The sequence below is a fragment of the Paenarthrobacter sp. NPDC092416 genome (assembly GCF_044755025.1).
Lineage (GTDB): Bacteria > Actinomycetota > Actinomycetes > Actinomycetales > Micrococcaceae > Arthrobacter.
The window spans coordinates 139,702-159,760 of record NZ_JBIVQG010000003.1 but is presented as its reverse complement, the minus strand read 5'-3'; the positions used below and the strand labels follow the sequence as shown (position 1 = coordinate 159,760).

Sequence of the window (20,059 nt, the reverse complement as noted above, 5' to 3'; positions counted from 1 at the left end):
CGGCCACCATCGGAAGGATCCCACGACCATGAAAATCATTGCCGCTGAAGTCTTCGTGACCAGCCCCTCCCGGAACTTCGTTACCCTGCGCATCACCACGGAGGACGGTGTGACGGGCATTGGCGACGCGACGTTGAACGGCCGGGAACTCGCCGTCGCCGCTTATCTCAAGGAGCATGTGGCGCAGCTGCTGATCGGCAAGGACCCGCACCGGATCGAGGACACCTGGCAGTTCCTGTATCGCAGCTCCTACTGGCGCCGGGGCCCTGTCACCATGGCCGCGATCGCCGCCGTCGACATGGCTCTGTGGGATATCAAGGGCAAGGTGGCCGGCATGCCCGTCTACCAGCTCCTCGGCGGTGCCTCCAGGAACGGGCTGCGGGCTTACGGCCACGCCTCCGGTGCCGACATCCCCTCGCTGTTCGATTCGGTCCGTGAACACCTGGAACTCGGCTACAAGTCCATCCGCATTCAGACAGCGATCCCCGGCATCAAGGCCGTCTACGGTGTTGCCGCGCAGGCCCAGGCGTCTGGCGAGCGGTACGACTACGAGCCCGCCGGCCGCGGCGCTTTCCCGCAGGAAGAAGACTGGGACACCCGCGCCTACCTGCGTCACCTGCCCACCGTCTTCGAAGCCGTCCGGAATGAGTTCGGCCCCGAAATCCCACTGCTGCACGACGGCCACCACCGCATGACCCCCATCCAGGCCGCCAAACTCGGCAAAGCCTTGGAACCGTACGACCTGTTCTGGCTTGAGGACTGCACCCCCGCCGAGAACCAGGAAGGCCTGCGTCTGGTCCGCCAGCACACCACCACCCCGCTGGCCATCGGTGAAATCTTCAACACCGTGTGGGATTACCAGACCCTCATCAAGGAACAGCTGATCGACTACGTCCGCGCAGCGTCCACGCACTTCGGCGGCATCTCACCGCTGAAGAAGGTCATGGACTTCGCCGCCCAGTACCAGATCAAGTCCGGCTTCCACGGCCCCACGGACATCTCCCCGGTGGGCTTCGCCGCCCAGCTGCACGTTGGCCTGGCCATCCACAACTACGGCATCCAGGAATACATGCAGCACTCGGACAAGACCAACGAGGTCTTCCAGCAGTCCATGACCTTCAAGGACGGCTACCTGCACCCCGGGGATGAGCCCGGCATCGGCGTCGAGTTCAACGAGGAAGCGGCCGCTGCGTTCCCGTACCAGCAGGCCTACCTGCCGTACAACCGCCTCGTGGACGGCACTGTTCATGACTGGTAAGCCGGTTCCCTTGGCAGGCAGCGCCCGGCACCACATCGTGGTGATGGGCGTGGCCGGCTGCGGTAAGAGCACCGTGGGTGCCGCCCTTGCCGAGCAGCTAGGTGCTGAATTTCTCGACGGCGACTCACTCCACCCGCAGGCCAACATCGCCAAGATGTCCTCCGGGACTCCTTTGAACGACGACGACCGGGCACCGTGGCTGACCGAAATCGGCAGGCGATTCGCGGCGTCGGACACTGCTCTTGTCATCGCGTGCAGCGCGCTCAAGCGTGCCTACCGCGACATGATCCGCGACGGCGACCCCTCCGTGGTGTTCGTGCACCTGCATGGCAGCCGGGAGCTGCTGGATGTGCGCATGAACTCCCGCCCGGGCCATTTCATGCCGGCCTCGCTGCTGGACTCACAACTGGCAACGCTGGAGCCCCTTGAACCGGACGAGACCGGCGTCGTCATGGACATCGCGATGCCTCTGAACCAGATCGCTGACCAGGCTGTTGAGTCGTTGCTCCGCTTGCAGGACTCCGCGCGATTCCTGGTGGATTTGAGGACGGCACCGTTCAGCCTGGACGACGCCGCCGTTGAATGGGTCGAGTCCACCATCGGCTCCATGACGCTGGAAGAAAAGATCGGCCAGTTGTTCATCAACCACAACAACGATTACTCCCCGGAGTATCTCGATCGCGTGCTGGAGAACTACCACGTGGGAGGCATGCGTTACCGGCCGGGACCTTCGGGGGAAGTGCAGGAACACATCCGTTACGCGCAGTCCAAGACCAGGATTCCGCTGCTCATTGCCTCCAACCCGGAGATGGGCGGCGCGGGCAGTTGCGACGACGGCACGTTCGTCTCCACGCACCTGCAGGCAGGCTCGCACCCGGACAAGTCCATCGCCCGCCAAATGGGCCAGGTGGCCGGCGTCGAAACTGCTGCGCTGGGTTGCAACTGGGCGTTCGCGCCAATCGTGGATATCCACTACAACTGGCGGAACACGGTCATCTCCACCCGTGCCTTTGGCAACACTCCCGGGATGGTGGTGGAGCGGGCCAAAGAGTACTTCGATGGCATCAGCGAATCACCCACCATCTGCGCCATGAAGCACTTCCCAGGCGACGGTATTGACGAGCGAGATCAGCACGTGGTCACGTCCTACAACACGCTGGGCTATGACGACTGGAACGCGAGTTACGGGCACGTCTACCGGGAAATGATCGGGCACGGCGTGCAGTCGATCATGGTGGGCCACATCGGCGCCCCGGAATTGTCCAGGCACTTCCGGCCAGGCCTGTCGGATTCCGGCATCCTGCCGGCCACGCTGGCTCCGGAACTGCTGCAGGACCTTCTGCGGGGGGAGCTTGGCTTCAACGGGCTGGTGCTGACGGATGCTTCCTTGATGGTTGGCCTGACGCAGGCCATGAAGCGTCGCGATTTGGTGCCTGCTACCATCGCGGCCGGCTGTGACATGTTCTTGTTCTTCCGGAACCCCGAGGAGGACTTTCAGTACATGCTGGACGGCTACAAAGCCGGCATCATTACGGAGTCACGCCTGCAGGACGCGCTGCGCCGGATCCTTGGCGTGAAAGCGAGCTTGGGCCTGCATGTGCGCGAAGAACTGGTGCCTCCCGTTGAAGCGTTGGCGGTTATTGGCAGTGATGCGCATCGGGCCATTGCGGCTGAGGTTGCTGACAAGACCGTCACGCTGGTGAAGGACACGGCCCACAACCTGCCCATCACGCCGGAGACGCACAAACGCATCCGCCTTTACGGCATCTCCGGCGGGGCCGACTTCACACGCGCCGATCCTCTGGCCTACCTGGACACTGTGCGGGAAGAGCTGGAGGAGGCAGGGTTCGAGGTCCACGTGTTCAAAACCGCGGATCAGCGCTCAGCTGCGGGGGAGACCGGCGTGAACTTCATGCGCGTCCTTTCAGAGGAAGCCACTGGTGATTACGCAGAGCGCTACGACGCTGCCTTCGTTTTCGCCAATGTGAAGGGTTTCGCCCAGGAAGCGGCCATCCGGATCAAGTGGTCCTCACCGATGGCGGCTGAGATCCCTTGGTACGTCACCGAGGTGCCCACGGTCTTCGTGTCCTTGAACCAGCCGAACCACCTGATCGACGTGCCCATGGTAAAAACCGCCATTCACGCCCACGCAGGTACGCGCGAGGCCATTCGCGCCACCATCCAGAAGATCCAGGGCAAGTCCGAATTCCAGGGGACGTTCAACGAGAACGTGTTCTGCGAATCGTTCGACACCCGGCTCTAGGCTGGTTCTTTCGCTGGTTCTTTCGGGATCCAGTAGTCACGTCGGATCTGTGAGGTTACGAGGATCGATTCCCACGAACGCCCCGGGCGGCATGCCAGCGCCGAATACCGGCCCCGGTTCGGGTCGCTTCGCGTGGAGTTCGACGTCGTACGGCCGCTTGGTGAGGCGCCTCAGAACCCACGGAAACAAGTGTTCCCGGGCCCAGACGATGTCGTCAGCCCTGGCTTCGCGCCAGCCGCGTCCGGGCAGGGCTTTCGGAATCAGCGGCTCCAACGAGTGGGGCACGTTGAGGGTATCGAGCACCATGATGGCGATAGTGTGCTGGCCAAGTGGGGAGAAGTGAAGCCTGTCCGGATCCCACATCAGCGGGTTGGTGAGCTGGCGTAGTGCCCACAGGTCTGCGATGACCACATCGTGCCGTGACGCAATGATGCGCAGGTTCTCGTTGAAGATGGCCACCTTTCCCCGGGCTCTGCCCAAGACGGGAGTGGCTCCCCAGTCCGGGCCGGCGAACAACAGGATCGTTGCGCCCGTAGTTGCCAACGCTTGTATTCCGGCATCCAGCTGGAGTGCAAGGTCATCGGGATCGCTTCTATGGAAGATCAGGTCATTGCCGCCGGCGTTGACAGTGATCAGGTCGGGTTTCAGGGCCAGCGCGGGGCCCACCTGTTCTTCCAGGATCTCGTGGAGCAGCCGTCCGCGCACTGCAAGGTTCGCGTAGGCGAAATCTCCGTGGCCCACACTCAGTTCTTCGGCGACCCGGTCCGCCCAGCCGCGCAGGCCGCCGGGACTGCGCGGCTCCGGATCGCCCACACCTTCAGTGAATGAGTCGCCCAAGGCCACATAACGGTTCCACGGGTGCAGGCTTGCCCGGAAATCAACGGAGCCGGCCTGTGCTGGATTGTCGGCACTGGAGGCGTTCATCTCCCCATACTGCGCGCACCCGATCGGAAGCGCCATGGGCGTGTCGGCAGCGCTCACCGGCCAGCGACGCCGGCAACGCCCCCTACGGTTCGGGAACGACGCCGGCACGCACCCAGGGTGCAGCGCCCGCCAAAGGCGCGTGCCGCCGTCGTGATGTCAGAAGCGGATATGAACCGTGAAGCTGTCCTCGGGATGGCCGGTATGGCGTGCGGCAACCTGGCGGGACACCGCTGGAATATCGATGAAGCTGCGTGCTGTGGCCGTTAGTTCCGGATAGTTGTCGAAACCCAAGGTCAATCGGCCGTCCGTGGCGTGCTTGATATGGGCAGTGATGACCGTTTTGGGTTCGTCGGCCGGAATCCCAGCGGTTGTGAGGGAGTAGAAAGGGGTGGTTCTACCGCGTTCGCCGGCGGGAACATTGGCCCGGATGGACCCGTCCTCTTCAAGTTCGGCAAGTCGGGCTTTGACGGTGTCCTTGCAGGCCGGGACAGCATCGGTGATGTCCGCGACCTTGCTTGCGCCGTGGTCGGCAAGATAGGCGATGATTTGGGTCTTGGTGAGCTGGGTTCGGTTCCGTGCCGATTTGGCGCCGGCCCGGGCGGTTGTGTTGATGGAAGTCGTAGTCATGGTTGTGTCCAAGCGATCGACTTGTTGGTCATCGTTTCCTAGTGTTGGGCGCCCTTTGGGGGCGGCAATGAAAGACGGTTCGGATTCGTCATTGAACCCGTCCCGAATGCTGAAGGTGGCTAGCCTTGGGGGTGTTCCGGGATCGGAACGACTGCGCCGAGTGATCCTTCGACGCCATGAAGGTGCCGCAACATGGCGAGCCCCGCGTCGTCAGCCGAGCCTTTTTCGATGGCTTCGAAAATGGCTGCGTGTTCGAGGCCGGATTCCTTCCTGCGGTCCACCACGTGGTTCAGCGTGTTGGACTGGTTGGCCATCGCTTCATCGATATCCGAAAGCATCGATGCGAACACGCCGTTGCCGCTGCTCCGGGCGATGATCGCATGAAACTCGGAATTCAGAATGACCCACTGTTCAAGGTCCTCTTCTTCGTCCATGGCGCGGAGGATTTCCCTGAGTGATTCCACATCCTGCGGGCTCCGGTGTTCAGCGGCCAAGCTGGCGGCCGGGACCTCGATGTGAGGCCGCGCCTGCAGGAGTTCGCGCGCAGAATACTTGCCCAGCTTCAGGTCCTGGCCAACCTTGTCCGCAATAACAAACGTGCCTTTGCCTGTCCGGGTTACGGTCAGGCCCAGGGCGTTGGAGGACTTGAGGGCCTCGCGAACCATTGTCCTGCTGACGCCGAATTGCTGCGCCAAAGTGGCTTCCGAATCGAGGCGCGAACCAACTGGAAGGCTGCCGTCTTCAATGGCAGTGCGCAGCGTGGCAAGCACCGCCTCGGCGGCACCGACTCGAACGACTTTTTCTTGTCCAGCAGTCCAGCTGTCCAACAGGCTGATCATGGAACGAATATGGCACGGGTCACAGAGTGGGGCAAGTTGTTACGCCCGATGATGATGCCGGGCGACGCAAAGCAGCCAGCGCCCCAGGGGCTCGCAGCGCGGGGTGGGTTGGTTATGGGGCCTGGTTTGCGTGTTTGGGGGTGGTTTTGGGGCGCAGAGTGGGCCTCGCAGCGCGGGGTGGGGCAGAGGACGTCGGCGCTGGTGCCTTACGTAGAATAGGAGCCATGACTTCCACGCCTGACACTGCCGCTGCCCGCGCCCGCCTTCTCGAACTCATCAAAGAGCTGGCGGTTGTCCGCGGCAAAGTGATCCTGTCCAGCGGCGCCGAGGCCGACTACTACATCGACCTCCGCCGCATCACCTTGCACCACGAGGCCTCAAAGCTGGTGGGTCAGGTCATGTTGGCAATGATCGACGACGCCGGCATTGCAGTTGAGTGCGCTGGCGGCCTCACCATGGGTGCCGACCCCGTCGGTACCGCTGTGATGCACGCTGCTGCCGACGCCGGCCGCGCCGTTGACGCTTTCGTGGTCCGCAAGGCGCAGAAGTCCTACGGCATGGGCCGCCAGGTTGAGGGCCCCTCGGTTGAGGGCCGCAACGTGGTTGTCCTCGAGGACACGTCCACCACCGGCGGGTCCGCACTGACAGCCGTCGAGGGTGTCCGTAAGGCGGGCGGCAACGTAGTAGCCGTCGCCGTGATCGTAGACCGCAACACCGGTGCCAAAGAGAAGATCGAAGCCGAAACCGGCGTGCCCTACCTCTTCGCTTTCGGCAAAGACGAGCTCGGCCTCGACTAGACCGAATTTGTGGACAGGAAACGCCCTTAAAGCCGCATCTTAAGGGCCGGACCTGTACACAAACTGAAGGACTGTAAGGCGGCCGCAACGAAGCCTATGCTTGCTGCGTGGACGTTCAAGTAGGGAAGCTCACGGCACCGCCGGAGGTTCAGAAGAACCTCCCGTTGCCGGCCCCTCCGGAACCGGAGGAGGTGGAGGATCCGGGCTCATGGGCCCGGATCCTGCCTTACGCTGCCCGCCTCAAGAGGATTTCGCGTCGCAACTTCCTGATCGGCGCCGGGGCATCGGCCGCGCTGGCCGGCGACATGCTCTTCACCCGGCACGTCCAAGCCGAACGCCGCGCCACCAAAATCCTGACCGTTCCCGATTCGTTCTCGGACCTGTACTTCCCGAAGGCCAGCTGGATCCTGTTCCCCGGGTACAAAACCAGTTGGGAAGAAGCCCAGTGGATTCTCAATTCCCTGCGGCCGGCGCTCCACCAGCGTGGCCGGTTGGCCGCCATCGGATATTCCAACCTGGGCCTCGACGTCGATGAGATCGTCCGCGAACTCATCCTCCACGTCCGGGCGTTGGAGCTCGAAGAACTGTATTTCTACGGTCACAGCTTCGGCGGCATGCTCGCCACCCAGGTAGCGGCGCGCTTGCTGGAACTCCACGGCGTGGAGACACAGTTGATCGTCCTCGACTCCAGCCCGTTCAGCCGGTCCGATGTCCTGGACCAAAGCTGGTTCGACGGCGTGGTGTTCCTCTATGAGAACGGATTCCGAATCCCCTCCGTGCTGCGTGGCGGCTACGAACTGGGGGAGCGGGTAGTTCACAAGGACGAGCGCACCTGGCGGCAGATCCTCGACCAGAGCCTTGAGCAGCTCTCGCCGATTGCGCCGTCCAGCGTGCTGATCCAAACTGAGTCGGCGTACATCTACCATTTCGACGGATTACGCTTCGCGGGCAAACTTGGCGGCGCGAAGATGGCGTTCATGGGCAACCCGAAGGACGGCACGGTGAACTATTTGACCGCCCGGGAAGGCTGGAACAGGGTCTTCGCGGCCAACATGAAAATATCGAACCTGAGTACGGAGGGGGCCCGGCCGGCGCATGCGAGCCCCCAGTGGGCCTCCGATGTTTACCGGCCGCTTCTGGAGCGCGTGCAGAATGAGCTCGAACCCTTGCCGCCGACCCCCGAGGAACCTTCATACCGCGAGCCAAATGGACAGATTATTCGGCCGGCATAGGTTTTGCTGACTTGGGTGCTGGTTGGGTGGTTTGGGTGCTGCTTGGGTTGCTTCCTGACCTTGTTTGCCGCGGAGCGGGTTGGAAGGTGCCTGGATTCGGTTGATTTTGGGCCCGTGTGGGTTCAAAGAGGGTCAGGAACCCGCGGGATCGGGTTTCAGCCGGTTAAGGGGTCCAGGTTTCAGGGGTTCAGCCAGGCAGGGTCTCAGCCAGGCAGCGCCTCAGTCGCGCAGGGCGGAGACCTCCACCGAGGTCAGGCCCGCCTCGCGCAGGAAGTCCCGGGCATCGCCGAACTCTCGGGCGAAGCTGGCAAGGAAATGCCGAATAGCTGCCTCCGGGCTCTGCAAGACCATGAGCTCTGGGCTGAAGTACTGCGCAGGCGTGGACGGGACGTGCAGCCGCCACGTCTCAGCCATGACCTGGAGCATGTCCGGCAGGTTGACGGTGGTGGCTGTGTAGTCCTTCACGACGTCGTCCTCCGAGGCGCCGGCAGCCAGCAACGCCAAAGCCGAGACCACGCCCGTGCGGTCCTTGCCCAATGAACAATGGACCAGTGTTCGACGACCCTGCGCAGCTGGTCGGAGTGCGTCGGCCACCCATTCGGGTCGAGCCCGTATCCAGGTCAAGTACAGGTTGCCCAAGTCCTGGGGCGTTTCGATCGCGCGGAGCGAACCCGCCACGGCATTCGGGTCCAGGGGATTGTGGATGAGTTCGACGGCGGGCCGGACGACGGCGGCAGGCTCGCCACCGGCGTTGGGCGCCAACGAGGCCGGAACGCTAGCGCCGTTCGGAACTTCTGTGCCGCCCGGAACGCCTGCGCCGTTCGGAACTTCTGTGCCGCCCGGAACGCCTGCGCCGTTCGGAACTTCTGTGCCATCCGGAACCTCTGTGCCGCCCGGAACCCCTGCGCCGTTGGGAACCAACCAGGGCACCATGGAGCGTTCGAGTTCGCTGCGCAGATCCATGATGGCCTGGATGCCGTGCCTCGCCAGGAAATCCGACGTTGCAGCGGCATCCAAGCCGAACGGCTGACTGCCCCTGAGTAACCGGCCACCGGCCAAGGTACGCAGGTTGAGCACAGCCATGATGGAGTCCTTAGTTTGCTTAGATCTGGCTCTTGAGGTCGGCCACGGAGTTCAGGATCTGGTTGGGTCGGAACGGGAAGGACACGATTTCCTCGCGCTGCGTGATGCCGCTGAGTACCAGGACGGTGTGGAGGCCGGCCTCCATGCCTGCCACGATGTCGGTGTCCATGCGGTCGCCGATCATAGCCGTGGTTTCGGAGTGGGCATCGATCTGGTTCATGGCGGAGCGGAACATCATGGGGTTCGGCTTGCCCACAATGTAGGGTTCGCGGCCCGTGGCCTTGGTGATCATTGCCGCTATTGCACCCGTCGCCGGGAGGGGGCCGTCCTTGGAAGGGCCCGTGGCGTCAGGGTTGGTGGCGATGAAGCGGGCACCGGCCAGGATGTGCCGGACGGCCATGGTGATCGCTTCGAAGGAGTAAGTGCGGGTTTCGCCGAGGACCACGAAGTCGGGGTCGGTATCCGTGAGGATGAACCCGGCTTCGTGCAGCGCAGTGGTGAGGCCTGCTTCGCCGATCGTGTAGGCGCGGTTGCCGGAATCGGAGGACTGAACCTGGTCCTTGAGGAACTGCGCCGTAGCCAGGGCGGACGTCCAGATGTTTTCTTCCGGAACTTCCAGGCCCGATGCGCGCAGACGTGCTGCGAGGTCGCGCGGGGTGAAAATGGAGTTGTTGGTCAGCACCAGGAAGCGCTTGGACGTGTCTACCCAGCGCTGGATGAGTTCCGCGGCGCCGGGGATTGCCTGGTTTTCGTGAACCAGGACACCGTCCATGTCAGTGAGCCAGCATTCGATTTCGTGCCCGTTCCGGTAAACCGATGCGGACGTGTGGGGCGTGGATTCTTCTGCCAATTTTGCCTCCGGCTGGGGTTGGTCATGCACTGCCTCCCAGTCTTTCATTTTTCAGCGGGCTAAACATCCCGGGTGTTTGCTATGTGGAAACCCCGGGCTATGTGGACAACCCGTATGACTTGCATTTGGCATGTTGGGCTGCACTACTCTGGGGGCGGCGCAGGGCGTGCCACCACCGTGGGTCGGGGGATCATCATGGTGGATTCTTCATGCGTCTTGCGCTTCAGGTCCCCTGTTACGGAATGTCCATCGGTTGTCTTTGTAGATTCACCGGTGCCCCACTGCATCTGAAAGGGCCTGTCATGAACAACAACAATGGAGTGCCGCAGCCTCCACAAAATCCCGAGGGCGCGTACAACCCCGACGGTGTGCCCCAGCCGCGCTACGCCCCAAGCCAAGATCAATACCGTCAGTACCAGCCGGGTCAGTCGCAACCGATGTATCAGCCGGAGGCGCAGCAGCAACCGGCCCAGCAGGAAGGCGGCCACGTCCCGCTTGCGCAGACTGGAGCATTCCCCACGCAGTCGACCCCGACTCAGGCGTTCCCGGCGCAGCATGTCCCCGGCCAGCCTGGATTCCCGCCGCCCGGCCAGCAGCCAGCCGGACCCGGCCACAACCCGGGCGACCACAACCGGAAGGCGCTGTTCTTCATCCTGGGTGGTGTCGCCGTCGTCGTGATTATTGCGCTGGTGGTGGCATTTACGTGGCTCATCCCGTCGCTGGGCAAGCCGCAAGCCATCGGTACGCCCAGCGAACAGGCAAGCGCCACGGACGCGGCCTCGGATGCTGCAGCCGAACCGTCCGCCGATCCCTCCGCCGAGGCCGAGCCGTCCAGCGACGCATCGGCCTCCTCCGAGATCCCCTCCGGTGCCATTCCGCTGCCCGCGGCCTGGGAGGACTTCGCGGGACCAACCAACGTCCCGGCCGACGGCGATCCGCTGTTCAGCAAGTGGGTCACGGGCGAATCGTCTTTCCAGTATCTGGCTGAGTGGACCCACGACGAGTCGTTCGGCATCACGAAGGACCCCACCACGGGCGAAGAGATCCAGAAGAAGGCCCAAGGCACTGCTGAGACCGACGGCGACGGGATCGCGCTTGCCTACGCCTTCTTCGCGGAGTCGGAGGAAGGCAAGTTCGGCAAGGACCCGGAGAAGGTCAAGGCTGCCATCGAGGATATCGAGACCAGGTTCAAGGGCATGACAGCCACGGAACTGCCCGCCAACTTGGTGGGCCACAAGTGCGCGTCCGACTTCAAGACCACCATGCCGGAGATTCGGGAATTCCGCCGCGGCGCCGCAGTGGTTATCGGCTTCACCTGCACCAATGCCCGCGGCGAGGTCATTGAGGCAGTCAACCTGTTCTCGGTGACGCCCTGGGGTACCCCGCAGATGCTGGGTGTCAGCGGACACCAGACGTACTGGGATGCGCACCCAGGATTGATGGAGCAGTTGGGCAACTCGTACCGCATCAACAAGTGGAAGTTGGGCTGAGCCCGGCCAGCTCGGACGGGCAAGTGGGCAGGGCTAAAGTTGAGGGGTGACTGACCTTCCCCCCAACACAGCCCTGCCCACGCCTGCTGAACCGCCTGCCGAAGCGCCTACGGAAACGCCCGCGGATGGCGAGGCAGAGGCGAAACCCGAGGTCGGCGTCGGGCCCTGGGAAGGTGAGTGGCCGGTTGGTGAGCATTGGGATCCGGACCTGTTGAGGGATGGTGACCGCCGCAACGTGGTGGACCAGTACCGGTACTGGAAGCACGAGGCCATCGTGGCGGACCTGGATTCCAAGCGGCACGAATTCCATATCGCCATTGAGAATTGGCAGCACGACCTCAACATCGGCACTGTGGTCCGGACCGCGAACGCGTTCCTCGCCAAAGAAGTGCATATTATCGGTCGACGGCGGTGGAATCGTCGCGGGGCGATGGTCACCGACCGCTACCAGCACGTCCGCCACCACCCCACTGTTGAGGACTTCGTCCAGTGGGCTGAGGGCGAGGGGCTTGCCGTGATCGGCATCGATATCTTCCCTGATTCCGTACCGCTGGAGACTTACGACCTCCCGGAAAAGTGCGTTCTGGTGTTTGGCCAGGAAGGCCCGGGCCTCACGCCGGAGGTGCACGACGCCGCCGTCGCCACGCTGTCCATTGAGCAGTTCGGGTCCACGCGTTCCATGAATGCGGCCTCGGCTGCGGCGATCGCCATGCACGCGTGGGTCCGTCGGCACGTGTTCCAGCAGCCTGTCTCTTAGCGCCTCGTCGAGCTGGCACTTAAGCCCCATGTTGTGACGAAACATGGGGTTTAGCGGCATGAATCCCTTGGCTTCAAACAGGAGCCCCGTCAGCAACTGCTGGTTGTACAACTAGTTTGGTCTCCCGTCGAGGTGGCAGCTAACCCCATGTTTTCCAGCAGCGCGGGTGTTAAATGCCAACTGGGCGGAAGTGTTAAGAGCCCCAGTGACCCGAAACACGGCGTCCCGGCGGATATCGCTAGGATGGGAGCTAGCCGTAAGCGGTCTACTCCAGGGTTACCAACCCACAGACGAATTCAGCATAGGAGTCACCATGCCCATTGCAACCCCAGAGATTTACTCCGAGATGATCGACCGTGCGAAGGCTGGCGGATTCGCTTTCCCCGCGGTCAACGTGACGTCGTCGCAGACTCTGAACGCTGCGATCCGCGGTTTCGCCGAGGCCGAATCCGACGGCATCATCCAGGTTTCCACCGGTGGCGCAGCCTACTGGTCCGGCGCTTCAGTCAAGGACATGGTTGCCGGTTCCCTCGGTTTCGCCGCGTTCGCCCGCGAAGTTGCCAAGAACTACAACGTCAACATCGCCCTGCACACGGACCACTGCCCGCAGGACAAGCTCGCAGACTTCGTCCTTCCGCTGCTTTCTGCTTCCGAGGAAGCGGTGAAGGCCGGCAAGGACCCGATCTTCAACTCGCACATGTGGGACGGCTCGCACGAGACCCTCTCCGAGAACCTGCGCATCGGCCGCGAACTGCTGGAGCGTGCCGCGGCTGCGAAGATCATCCTCGAGGTCGAAATCGGCACGGTCGGTGGCGAAGAAGACGGCGTTGAGAACGAAATCAACGAGAAGCTCTACACCACCACCGAAGATGCCCTGGCCACGATCGAGGCCCTGGGTGCCGGCGAAAACGGCCGTTACCTGACCGCCCTGACCTTCGGGAACGTGCACGGCGTGTACAAGCCGGGCAACGTCAAGCTCCGCCCGGAACTGCTTAAGCAGATCCAGGCCGAGGTTGGCGCGAAGATCGGCAAGGACAACCCGTTCGACCTCGTGTTCCACGGCGGCTCGGGCTCCACCGAGCAGGAAATCGCTGACGCCGTTTCCTACGGTGTGATCAAGATGAACATCGACACCGACACCCAGTACGCGTTCACCCGTCCGGTGGCCGGTCACATGTTCTCCAACTACGACGGCGTCCTGAAGATCGACGGCGAAATGGGCAACAAGAAGACCTATGATCCCCGCGTTTGGGGCGCTTCGGCCGAAGCCGGCATGGCCGCACGCATTGTCGAGGCCGCACAGCAGCTCGGATCGGTCGGCAAGACCTTCTAATGTCCGACGAATTCCGGAAGAACCTGATGGGGCCGGAGCCCACGCTCCTGCCCGCCGAAACCGAGATCTACCAGCACCTGGCTCTCGGCAAGGAAGCGCTGGACCTCGTGGAGAAAAACCCCACGTCGTCACTCCTGTGGGCGATCCTCGCCGAGGAAGCCTGGGCTGAGGGTCGGACCATCGAGTCCTACGCCTACGCCCGTGTTGGCTATCACCGCGGCTTGGATTCCCTTCGCCGCAACGGTTGGCGCGGCGTCGGTCCCATCCCCTGGGAGCACGAGCCCAACCAGGGCTTCCTGCGTGCGCTCTACGCATTGGGCCGGGCAGCATCGGCGATCGGCGAGGCTGAAGAGCCGGAGCGGATCGAGAAGTTCCTGAGCGACTCGGACCCGCAGGCCAAGGCAGCGATCGAAGCCCGCTAAGGCATCACAGCAAACGACGACGGCGACCCTCACCAAAAAGGCGAGGGTCGCCGTCGTCGTTAACCCGCCCAAGTAAGTCGCACTTAAGCGCGTTTTGAGCGCTCAAAACGCGCACAAATGCGACTCAGTTGGGAAGGGAGCGCGGGCGGCCCAACGGAACCACCAGCGGCGTGTGCGTCACGGGATCGTCGATGATCCGGCAGGCCATGCCGAACACTTCCTCCACCAAGGACTCGGTGATCACGGAGACGGGCGCGCCTTCGGCAACCACCACGCCATCCTTCATGGCGATGATGTGGTCCGCATATCGGCTGGCGTGGTTGAGGTCGTGGAGCACCGCAACCAGGGTGTGGCCCTTGTCCAGGTTGAGCTCGCGGCATAGCTCCAGCAGCTCGATCTGGTGCGCAATATCCAAGAACGTTGTGGGCTCGTCGAGGAGCAGCAGCGGCGTCTGCTGGGCGAGGACCATGGCCACCCACACGCGCTGCCGCTGGCCACCGGACAGTTCGTCCACCAGCCGCCCGGACAGGGACTCGACGCCGGTAGCCTCCATCGCTTCCACAACCGCAGCCTCGTCCGCCTCGGACCACTGCCGCAGGAGTTTCTGGTGCGGGTACCGGCCACGGGCTACGAGGTCCGCCACAGTGATCCCGTCCGGCGCGATGGATGACTGCGGCAGCAAACCAAGGCGCCGCGCGAGCTCCTTCGCGGGCAGGGACGTCACCGACTTTCCGTCCAGCAGCACGTGCCCGCTGCGGGGTTTGATGAGCCTCGCCAAGGCCCGCAGCAGCGTGGATTTTCCGCAGGCGTTCGGCCCGACGATCACCGTGAACTGACCCTCCGGGATCCGCACATTGAGGTTCTCTGAGATGATGCGCTGCTCGTATCCGATGGTCAGCGCTTCGGTGTGCAGCCGCGGCGCAGCAGTGGTGATACTCATGATTTCCTTGCTTCCCTGGCCAGCAGCCAAACGAGGTAGATGCCGCCGATGCAAACCGTCACAACGCCCACGGGCAGCTGGATCGGAGCGAACAAACGCTGCGCGGCGAGGTCGCTTGCCGCCAGAAGGAAGGCTCCCATCAGCGCGGCCGGGACCAGCGTGATACCGGCGCTTCGCGTCAGCCGGCGAGCGAGTTGGGGTGCCGCGAGGGCAACAAATGCGATGGGACCGGCGACGGCGGTCACGGCCGCAGTCAGCGCGACGCCCAGTACCAACAGCAGCAAACGGGTTGGTTCCGCCCGGACGCCCAGGGCGCGTGCGGCGTCGTCGCCCATTTCCAGCAGCTGCATCCGACGCGAGACTCGCAGCGTCGCAACGCTGACAACAATAACCACGACGGCGGCAGGCGCCGCTTGCTCCCAGGTGATGCCGTTGAGGGACCCGGCTCCCCAGACAGCCGCCGCCAGGGCGGCTTCGAGTTCTGCCTGCAGGATCAGCCAGTGATTGAATGCGGCCAGCATCGCGCTGATGCCGATGCCAACAATGATGAGCCGGAAGCCCTGCGAGCCGCGGCGGTAGGCCAGCAGGTACACGGCCATGGCGGTGAGGACGCCGCCCACCAAGGCGCCGCCAGCAATCGCCAGGTAGCTGCCGCCGATGGTCAGCATCACGATCAACGCTCCCGTGTAGGCGCCTGTGTTGAAGCCGATAATGTCCGGGCTGCCCAAGGGGTTGCGGGTCATGGATTGGAAGATGCCGCCGCTCACGCCCAGCGCCGCGCCAAACACCAGCGACGAAAGGACGCGGGGGAGCCGCCACTCCATCACGATGGTTTGGGCGAGTCCGGGAGCATCGCCGGTGAAGGCTTGCAGGACCTGTTGTATGGAAACGTCGAAATCGCCTGTCGCGAGGGAAACCACGGCCACGGTCAGCGCGGCAACAATGAGCGGGATGCAGACGAAGATGCTGCGGAGGTCGAACCGGACGCTCAGGGACCGGCTGTGGTTGCGCACCAGAACGGTAGGGCGGCCGAAATCGACGCGCAGGCCGTCGACGCGCGGCCCGTCGGCCCGCTGCGAGACGCGGCTCATAGCCCGCTCACTTTCCGCCGCCGCGCGAGCGCGATCAACACCGGAGCGCCAATGAACGCCGTCACGACGCCCACCTGCAGCTCACCCGGAGCCGCGATTCGGCCAACGACGTCGGACACGAGCAGCAGTATCGGGGACAACAGAACCGTGGTTGCCATGATCCAGCGCTGGTCCGGGCCGACGATCCAGCGGGCCACGTGCGGAATCATGAGCCCCACAAAACCAATCGCGCCAGCTCCGGCAGTTGCTGCGCCACTCAGCAGAGTGATGGCCACCACGCCCAGGATCCGTGTGCGGTTCACGTTGGCTCCCAGCGACGTGGCGAGGTCGTCGCCAAGAGCCACGGCATTGAGCCCGCGAATGCAGAACAGGGCGATGAGCAGCCCCACAGCCATGAACGGAGCCACCGTAGTGACCGCTTCCATGCTGCGCGTATCCAGCGAACCGATACTCCATGAACGCAAGTGGTCGAAGGCTTTCGGGTTCAGCAGGGTCAGGCCTGAGCCGATTCCCGTGAGCACCGCGCCCAGGGCAACCCCGGCCAACGTCAGCCGGATGGGGTTCACCACGTTCCGGCCCGACGTCCCGATCAGGTAGACGGCCGCCGTCGTGAGGATGGCACCCAAGAACGCAAACCAGATGTAGCCGCTCAGGGAACCGACCCCGAAGACTCCGATCGCAATGACAATTGCGAAGGATGCGCCGGCATTGACGCCCAGGATGCCGGGATCGGCCAGCGGATTCCGGGTGATGGCTTGGATGAGCGCACCAGCCGCGCCAAGGGCAATCCCCACTGCAATGCCCATCAGGGTGCGCGGCAACCGGCTTTGGAGCACGATCGCATGGTCTGCCGTGTCCTGCGGATTGGTCAAGGCCGCCAGGATGCTGGAGGCCGGAATGAACTTGGCGCCCACACCCAGGCTCAAGAGGACAGCGAGCAGCAACACTGCCGCTGCCGCCGCGAGGACGATCGCCCGCCAGCGGTTTTTACGCACGACGCCGGAACTCGAGGCCGCGGTGTTGGCCTGCGGTGCGGCGGTTGGTGACTCACCATCTGGTGGCTTGGGGGCGGGAGCCGTCACTTGGGACACAACAGATAACCATTCCGAAGGGGCTGGGACAACAACTATGGATCGACGGCTTTCGTGACTGTGCTCACAGCGTTACGAAGGGCGGCCTTAATTAGGTTAGCCTTACTCCGTGAAAAATGACGATTCTGAAGTACGGCCGCGCAAGGCTGCCCGCGTGCGAAACCTGGCCATGAAGATCGCCGGCGCGGCCTTGGTGATGGGCCTCGTGGCAGGCTGTGGCGCGAGCGGTGGCTCCGGTTCGAGCGCCGGCAACGCCGATGTTGCAACAGGTGGCTCCAAGTTCACCACCGCTGACCAGGAGACCGCGAAGCTGGGCACAGATGCCGCTCCCGGAGTCTTCCCCCGCACGCTCAAGCACGCCAACGGTGAAACCACCCTTGAGCAGAAGCCCAGCCGTGTGGTTGTGCTCGATACCGGCGAGCTCGACGACGTCGTGACGTTGGGTGTGACGCCCGTGGGAATGGCCACCACTGAAGGCGCCAACCCTGTCCCCAGCTACCTGGCTGACAGGGTCAAGGACGTTCCCTCGGTAGGCACCATCCAGAACCTCAACCTCGAGGCCATCGCAGCCCTGAAGCCGGACCTGATCCTGGGCAGCCAGCTGCGCGCCGACAAGCTGTACAAGCAGTTGTCCGCCATTGCTCCCACGGTCTTCAGCATCCGCCCGGGCTTCCCCTGGAAGGAAAACTTCCTTCTGGTGGGCAAGTCCCTCGGTGAAGAAGACAAGGCCGTCAAGGCTCTGAACGACTACCAGACCGAGGCTGATGCCCTCAAGGCAGACGTCAAGGGCGATCCCAAGATCTCCTTGGTGCGCTTCCTCCCCGGCAAGATCCGCCTCTACGCGAACAAGTCCCTGATCGGCGTGATCCTGAAGGACGCCGGACTGGCCCGACCGGAGAACCAGAACATTGATGAACTCGCCGCCGAGATCTCGGCCGAGAACATCGAGCAGGGCGACGCCGACTGGATCTTCTACAGCAGCTATGGCGAGCCCGCGGCAACCGGCGAAACGTCGGTGGTCGAAGGCGCTGTCTGGCCCAAGCTCAGCGCCGTCAAGGCAGGCCAGGCGAAGGCAGTCAACGACGACGTCTGGTTCCTTGGCCTCGGCCCGACAGGCGCGCAGCTGATCCTCAAGGACCTCCGCAGCATGCTGGCCGGCTGACGCCTGCGACTCCCCGACACAAGCACCCCAACGACGACGGCGGCCCTCACCGAAAGGTGAGGGCCGCCGTCGTCGTGCGTTGCGTGGCCTGCTCTGCGTGCCTCAACGTGGGTTTGGGGCGCAAACCGGGCCCCGCAACGAAGGGTGGGTGCGTTGTGTGGCCTGCTCTGCGTGCCTCAACGTGGGTTTGGGGCGCAAACCGGGCCCCGCAACGAAGGGTGGGTGCGTTGTGTGGCCTGCTCTGCGTGCCTCAACGTGGGTTTGGGGCGCAAACCTGGCCCTGCAACTAGGCCTTGCGGGGAATACCCGTGCGTGCCATGGCCTCGGCGTAGGCGCCGTGGATGGCGTCCAGGTATTCCTGCTGCCGGACCGGGGAGCCTGCGAACGAGCGGCCGCCCAGTGAACGGACCTTGAACGTCTTGAAGCCACGGCGGGCGATGCTGGCGGGGGCAGCCTTCATGAGCTGGTCCGCGAGGCGGTGTGCCTCGTTGCCGTGAGCCACCAGGGCCGAGGTGCGGGGCAGGAGCTGCAGAAGGCGAAGGAGTGGTTTGAGACCCTCGGTGATGTTGGCCGGGGTCAGCTTGCCGGGCTCTTCGTTGGGCTCGATCCATGGGTAAGCGTTCCACGGCATGACGAGCTCGGGACGCAGACCCAGCTGCCACTGCATTCCGAGCATGCGGGTGGTTGCTTCCTCGTCGCCCGGGGCAATGAAGCCTTCGCCGGACGTGGTGCGCTGGTTGGAGAAGAGGCTGACGATGCGGCAGTCATCAACACTGTGTGCGGGGTCGATGTAGAGGACCTCGCTGCCCGGCTTCTGTTCCTTGAGGGAATCGCACAGCCCGGTGACCTCGGCGATGTGGGGTTCGTAACGGCGGTTCCAGAGGAGTTCGTTTGGTGAATCAGTCGCCAAGTCTTGCATCAGTGGTTGTGTCTCCTAGGTGTTACTGCGCGCCGTTCAAGAGGGCTGCGGGCATGCCGCTGCCGAACCTCAAAGGGTGCTGTTGGGGGCTGGTTAACCTTACCGGAATTGTGGCCTCCCGTATGCCCCTCTACGGCGCGCCCTGTGAATGCGACCCGGCGTGTTGCGGACAACGTGGTAGGGATCTCGACGGCGGTGGACGGCTTCGTGCTCGACATAATCCCGTTAGTGCAGGTCAGAGCCGTTGACTTTGACCTCTGCAGGTGATGGGTTGGGGCTACTGGTATTGGGGGGACCATTTCTTGGGGACTCCCACATCCTGGCATCGCATCGATTCGTGAGCATCATCTAGCGTGGGGGTACACGTGGTTGCATCAACAGAAACGTCACCGGAATCAAAGCAGCGTCCCGGCAAAGCACCGAAAATTCGCGCAATCCTGGCCGGAGGTCTCGTCCTCGGCGTAGGCGCGGCGCTGACCTTGGCTGCTTGGAACAGTTCCGAGTTCGCGCAAGGAACCTTTACGGCCGGCTCCTTCAACTTGCAGGGCAGCATCAACGGAACAACGTTCACCGAGAACCCGGTGGGCTCACCGGCCACACTGGGGTTCACCACAAATCCTGAGAATCTTTCACCCGGCGACGTCGTCACAGCTCCGTTCGCCGTCCGGCTGGACGGTGCATCCACGTACGACGCCACGGTCACGGTCTCCACCGAAGCGTCCACTGGTTCGCTCACTGGCCTGACCTACGAGCTCACCCAGTCTGATGCCTTTGGCTGCTCTGAGGCCGTGACGGAAACGCTGGTTGCCTCGGGACAAGCACTCGGCTCGACGCCGGGCAGCGTCACCTTCGCGTTGACCCAGGGCGCCGACACCGATCCAGGGGACCCCGTGAACCTCTGCTTCAGGGTTACCGCCGGGGCAGTAGTCCAAGCCCAAACCGGGTCCACCACGTGGGAATTCGCCGCACAGTCTCAGTAAT

General features: G+C 63.5%; 19 protein-coding genes. 10 read left to right on the top strand and 9 right to left on the bottom strand.

Features of this window, described 5'->3' with window-relative positions; genetic code table 11:
* Positions 1–28: 28 nt before the first annotated feature.
* A complete protein-coding gene (gene manD, locus ACIQC5_RS08485) occupies positions 29–1,258 on the top strand; it encodes a D-mannonate dehydratase ManD (protein WP_400280443.1) in 1,230 nt (409 codons plus the stop codon).
* Complete coding sequence (locus tag ACIQC5_RS08480; protein WP_400280441.1) at positions 1,248–3,521, top strand: gluconokinase, GntK/IdnK-type; 2,274 nt, start codon at positions 1,248–1,250, stop codon at positions 3,519–3,521. Before manD ends, ACIQC5_RS08480 begins: the two co-directional genes overlap by 11 nt.
* A 36-nt stretch (positions 3,522–3,557) precedes the next feature.
* Here ACIQC5_RS08480 and ACIQC5_RS08475 read toward each other — a convergent pair whose 3' ends face one another.
* The 3 genes from ACIQC5_RS08475 to ACIQC5_RS08465 form a co-directional block, all read right to left on the bottom strand.
* On the bottom strand, positions 3,558–4,445 hold the full coding sequence (locus tag ACIQC5_RS08475) for an SGNH/GDSL hydrolase family protein (RefSeq protein ID WP_400280439.1): 888 nt from the start codon (positions 4,443–4,445) through the stop codon (positions 3,558–3,560).
* A gap of 156 nt (positions 4,446–4,601) precedes the next feature.
* A complete protein-coding gene (locus ACIQC5_RS08470; protein WP_400280437.1) occupies positions 4,602–5,072 on the bottom strand; it encodes a hypothetical protein in 471 nt (156 codons plus the stop codon).
* A gap of 119 nt (positions 5,073–5,191) precedes the next feature.
* Positions 5,192–5,908, bottom strand: a complete 717-nt coding sequence (locus tag ACIQC5_RS08465) for a FadR/GntR family transcriptional regulator (protein ID WP_400280895.1) — start codon at positions 5,906–5,908, stop codon at positions 5,192–5,194.
* A gap of 227 nt (positions 5,909–6,135) precedes the next feature.
* On the opposite strand from ACIQC5_RS08465, the gene pyrE reads away from it, so the two are divergent.
* Both pyrE and ACIQC5_RS08455 read left to right on the top strand, forming a co-directional pair.
* Positions 6,136–6,708 (top strand): orotate phosphoribosyltransferase, encoded by a 573-nt coding sequence (pyrE, locus tag ACIQC5_RS08460; protein ID WP_400280435.1) that lies wholly within the window; start codon positions 6,136–6,138, stop codon positions 6,706–6,708.
* Between the two features lie 107 nt (positions 6,709–6,815).
* Entirely contained in the window at positions 6,816–7,940 is a 1,125-nt protein-coding gene (locus ACIQC5_RS08455) for a thioesterase domain-containing protein (protein ID WP_400280433.1), read from the top strand.
* Between the two features lie 219 nt (positions 7,941–8,159).
* Here ACIQC5_RS08455 and ACIQC5_RS08450 read toward each other — a convergent pair whose 3' ends face one another.
* Positions 8,160–9,023 carry a tyrosine-protein phosphatase gene (locus ACIQC5_RS08450; protein ID WP_400280431.1) on the bottom strand — a complete coding sequence of 288 codons (864 nt, stop codon included), beginning with the start codon at positions 9,021–9,023 and terminating at the stop codon, positions 8,160–8,162.
* 19 nt (positions 9,024–9,042) lie between these two features.
* Positions 9,043–9,921, bottom strand: a complete 879-nt coding sequence (locus ACIQC5_RS08445; RefSeq protein ID WP_400280429.1) for an HAD-IIA family hydrolase — start codon at positions 9,919–9,921, stop codon at positions 9,043–9,045.
* A 254-nt stretch (positions 9,922–10,175) separates the two neighbouring features.
* On the opposite strand from ACIQC5_RS08445, the gene ACIQC5_RS08440 reads away from it, so the two are divergent.
* The 4 genes from ACIQC5_RS08440 to ACIQC5_RS08425 all read left to right on the top strand — a co-directional run bounded on the left by ACIQC5_RS08440 (position 10,176) and on the right by ACIQC5_RS08425 (position 13,875).
* A complete protein-coding gene (locus ACIQC5_RS08440) occupies positions 10,176–11,363 on the top strand; it encodes a hypothetical protein (RefSeq protein WP_400280427.1) in 1,188 nt (395 codons plus the stop codon).
* A gap of 46 nt (positions 11,364–11,409) precedes the next feature.
* Complete coding sequence (locus ACIQC5_RS08435) at positions 11,410–12,120, top strand: TrmH family RNA methyltransferase (protein ID WP_400280425.1); 711 nt, start codon at positions 11,410–11,412, stop codon at positions 12,118–12,120.
* A 313-nt stretch (positions 12,121–12,433) separates the two neighbouring features.
* Complete coding sequence (fbaA, locus tag ACIQC5_RS08430) at positions 12,434–13,453, top strand: class II fructose-bisphosphate aldolase (RefSeq protein ID WP_400280423.1); 1,020 nt, start codon at positions 12,434–12,436, stop codon at positions 13,451–13,453.
* Positions 13,453–13,875, top strand: a complete 423-nt coding sequence (locus ACIQC5_RS08425; protein WP_400280421.1) for a DUF3151 domain-containing protein — start codon at positions 13,453–13,455, stop codon at positions 13,873–13,875. Before fbaA ends, ACIQC5_RS08425 begins: the two co-directional genes overlap by 1 nt.
* Positions 13,876–13,999: 124 nt before the next feature.
* Here the strand turns inward: ACIQC5_RS08425 and ACIQC5_RS08420 are convergent, their stop codons facing one another.
* From ACIQC5_RS08420 to ACIQC5_RS08410, 3 genes are read right to left on the bottom strand one after another with little or no spacing between them, the layout of a single operon-like run.
* On the bottom strand, positions 14,000–14,815 hold the full coding sequence (locus ACIQC5_RS08420; protein WP_400280419.1) for an ABC transporter ATP-binding protein: 816 nt from the start codon (positions 14,813–14,815) through the stop codon (positions 14,000–14,002).
* Positions 14,812–15,906, bottom strand: a complete 1,095-nt coding sequence (fepG, locus tag ACIQC5_RS08415) for an iron-enterobactin ABC transporter permease (RefSeq protein ID WP_400280418.1) — start codon at positions 15,904–15,906, stop codon at positions 14,812–14,814. Before fepG ends, ACIQC5_RS08420 begins: the two co-directional genes overlap by 4 nt.
* Positions 15,903–16,988: an iron chelate uptake ABC transporter family permease subunit gene (locus tag ACIQC5_RS08410; protein ID WP_400280892.1), complete on the bottom strand. Its 1,086-nt coding sequence runs from the start codon at positions 16,986–16,988 to the stop codon at positions 15,903–15,905. The genes fepG and ACIQC5_RS08410 overlap by 4 nt, the downstream gene beginning before the upstream one ends.
* Before the next feature lie 178 nt (positions 16,989–17,166).
* Here ACIQC5_RS08410 and ACIQC5_RS08405 point away from each other — a divergent pair, with 178 nt between their 5' ends.
* On the top strand, positions 17,167–18,159 hold the full coding sequence (locus ACIQC5_RS08405) for an ABC transporter substrate-binding protein (protein WP_400280889.1): 993 nt from the start codon (positions 17,167–17,169) through the stop codon (positions 18,157–18,159).
* 286 nt (positions 18,160–18,445) lie between these two features.
* On the opposite strand, the gene ACIQC5_RS08400 is transcribed toward ACIQC5_RS08405, so the two are convergent.
* Positions 18,446–19,078: a uracil-DNA glycosylase gene (locus tag ACIQC5_RS08400; protein WP_400280416.1), complete on the bottom strand. Its 633-nt coding sequence runs from the start codon at positions 19,076–19,078 to the stop codon at positions 18,446–18,448.
* A 365-nt stretch (positions 19,079–19,443) separates the two neighbouring features.
* Between ACIQC5_RS08400 and ACIQC5_RS08395 the strand changes: the two genes are divergently transcribed.
* Positions 19,444–20,058: a SipW-dependent-type signal peptide-containing protein gene (locus ACIQC5_RS08395; RefSeq protein ID WP_400280414.1), complete on the top strand. Its 615-nt coding sequence runs from the start codon at positions 19,444–19,446 to the stop codon at positions 20,056–20,058.
* The last annotated feature ends 1 nt before the right edge of the window (position 20,059 follow it).

What these genes read in the sequence shown, in the direction of transcription:
- manD (WP_400280443.1), top strand. Translation starts at nt 29, where the DNA reads ATGAAAATCATTGCCGCTGAAGTCTTCGTGACCAGCCCCTCCCGGAAC.
- ACIQC5_RS08480 (WP_400280441.1), top strand. Translation starts at nt 1,248, where the DNA reads ATGACTGGTAAGCCGGTTCCCTTGGCAGGCAGCGCCCGGCACCACATC.
- fepG (WP_400280418.1), bottom strand. Translation starts at nt 15,906, where the DNA reads ATGAGCCGCGTCTCGCAGCGGGCCGACGGGCCGCGCGTCGACGGCCTG.
- ACIQC5_RS08400 (WP_400280416.1), bottom strand. Translation starts at nt 19,078, where the DNA reads ATGCAAGACTTGGCGACTGATTCACCAAACGAACTCCTCTGGAACCGC.
- pyrE (WP_400280435.1), top strand. Translation starts at nt 6,136, where the DNA reads ATGACTTCCACGCCTGACACTGCCGCTGCCCGCGCCCGCCTTCTCGAA.
- fbaA (WP_400280423.1), top strand. Translation starts at nt 12,434, where the DNA reads ATGCCCATTGCAACCCCAGAGATTTACTCCGAGATGATCGACCGTGCG.
- ACIQC5_RS08425 (WP_400280421.1), top strand. Translation starts at nt 13,453, where the DNA reads ATGTCCGACGAATTCCGGAAGAACCTGATGGGGCCGGAGCCCACGCTC.
- ACIQC5_RS08445 (WP_400280429.1), bottom strand. Translation starts at nt 9,921, where the DNA reads ATGAAAGACTGGGAGGCAGTGCATGACCAACCCCAGCCGGAGGCAAAA.
- ACIQC5_RS08405 (WP_400280889.1), top strand. Translation starts at nt 17,167, where the DNA reads ATGAAGATCGCCGGCGCGGCCTTGGTGATGGGCCTCGTGGCAGGCTGT.
- ACIQC5_RS08420 (WP_400280419.1), bottom strand. Translation starts at nt 14,815, where the DNA reads ATGAGTATCACCACTGCTGCGCCGCGGCTGCACACCGAAGCGCTGACC.
- ACIQC5_RS08470 (WP_400280437.1), bottom strand. Translation starts at nt 5,072, where the DNA reads ATGACTACGACTTCCATCAACACAACCGCCCGGGCCGGCGCCAAATCG.
- ACIQC5_RS08450 (WP_400280431.1), bottom strand. Translation starts at nt 9,023, where the DNA reads ATGGCTGTGCTCAACCTGCGTACCTTGGCCGGTGGCCGGTTACTCAGG.
- ACIQC5_RS08440 (WP_400280427.1), top strand. Translation starts at nt 10,176, where the DNA reads ATGAACAACAACAATGGAGTGCCGCAGCCTCCACAAAATCCCGAGGGC.
- ACIQC5_RS08475 (WP_400280439.1), bottom strand. Translation starts at nt 4,445, where the DNA reads ATGAACGCCTCCAGTGCCGACAATCCAGCACAGGCCGGCTCCGTTGAT.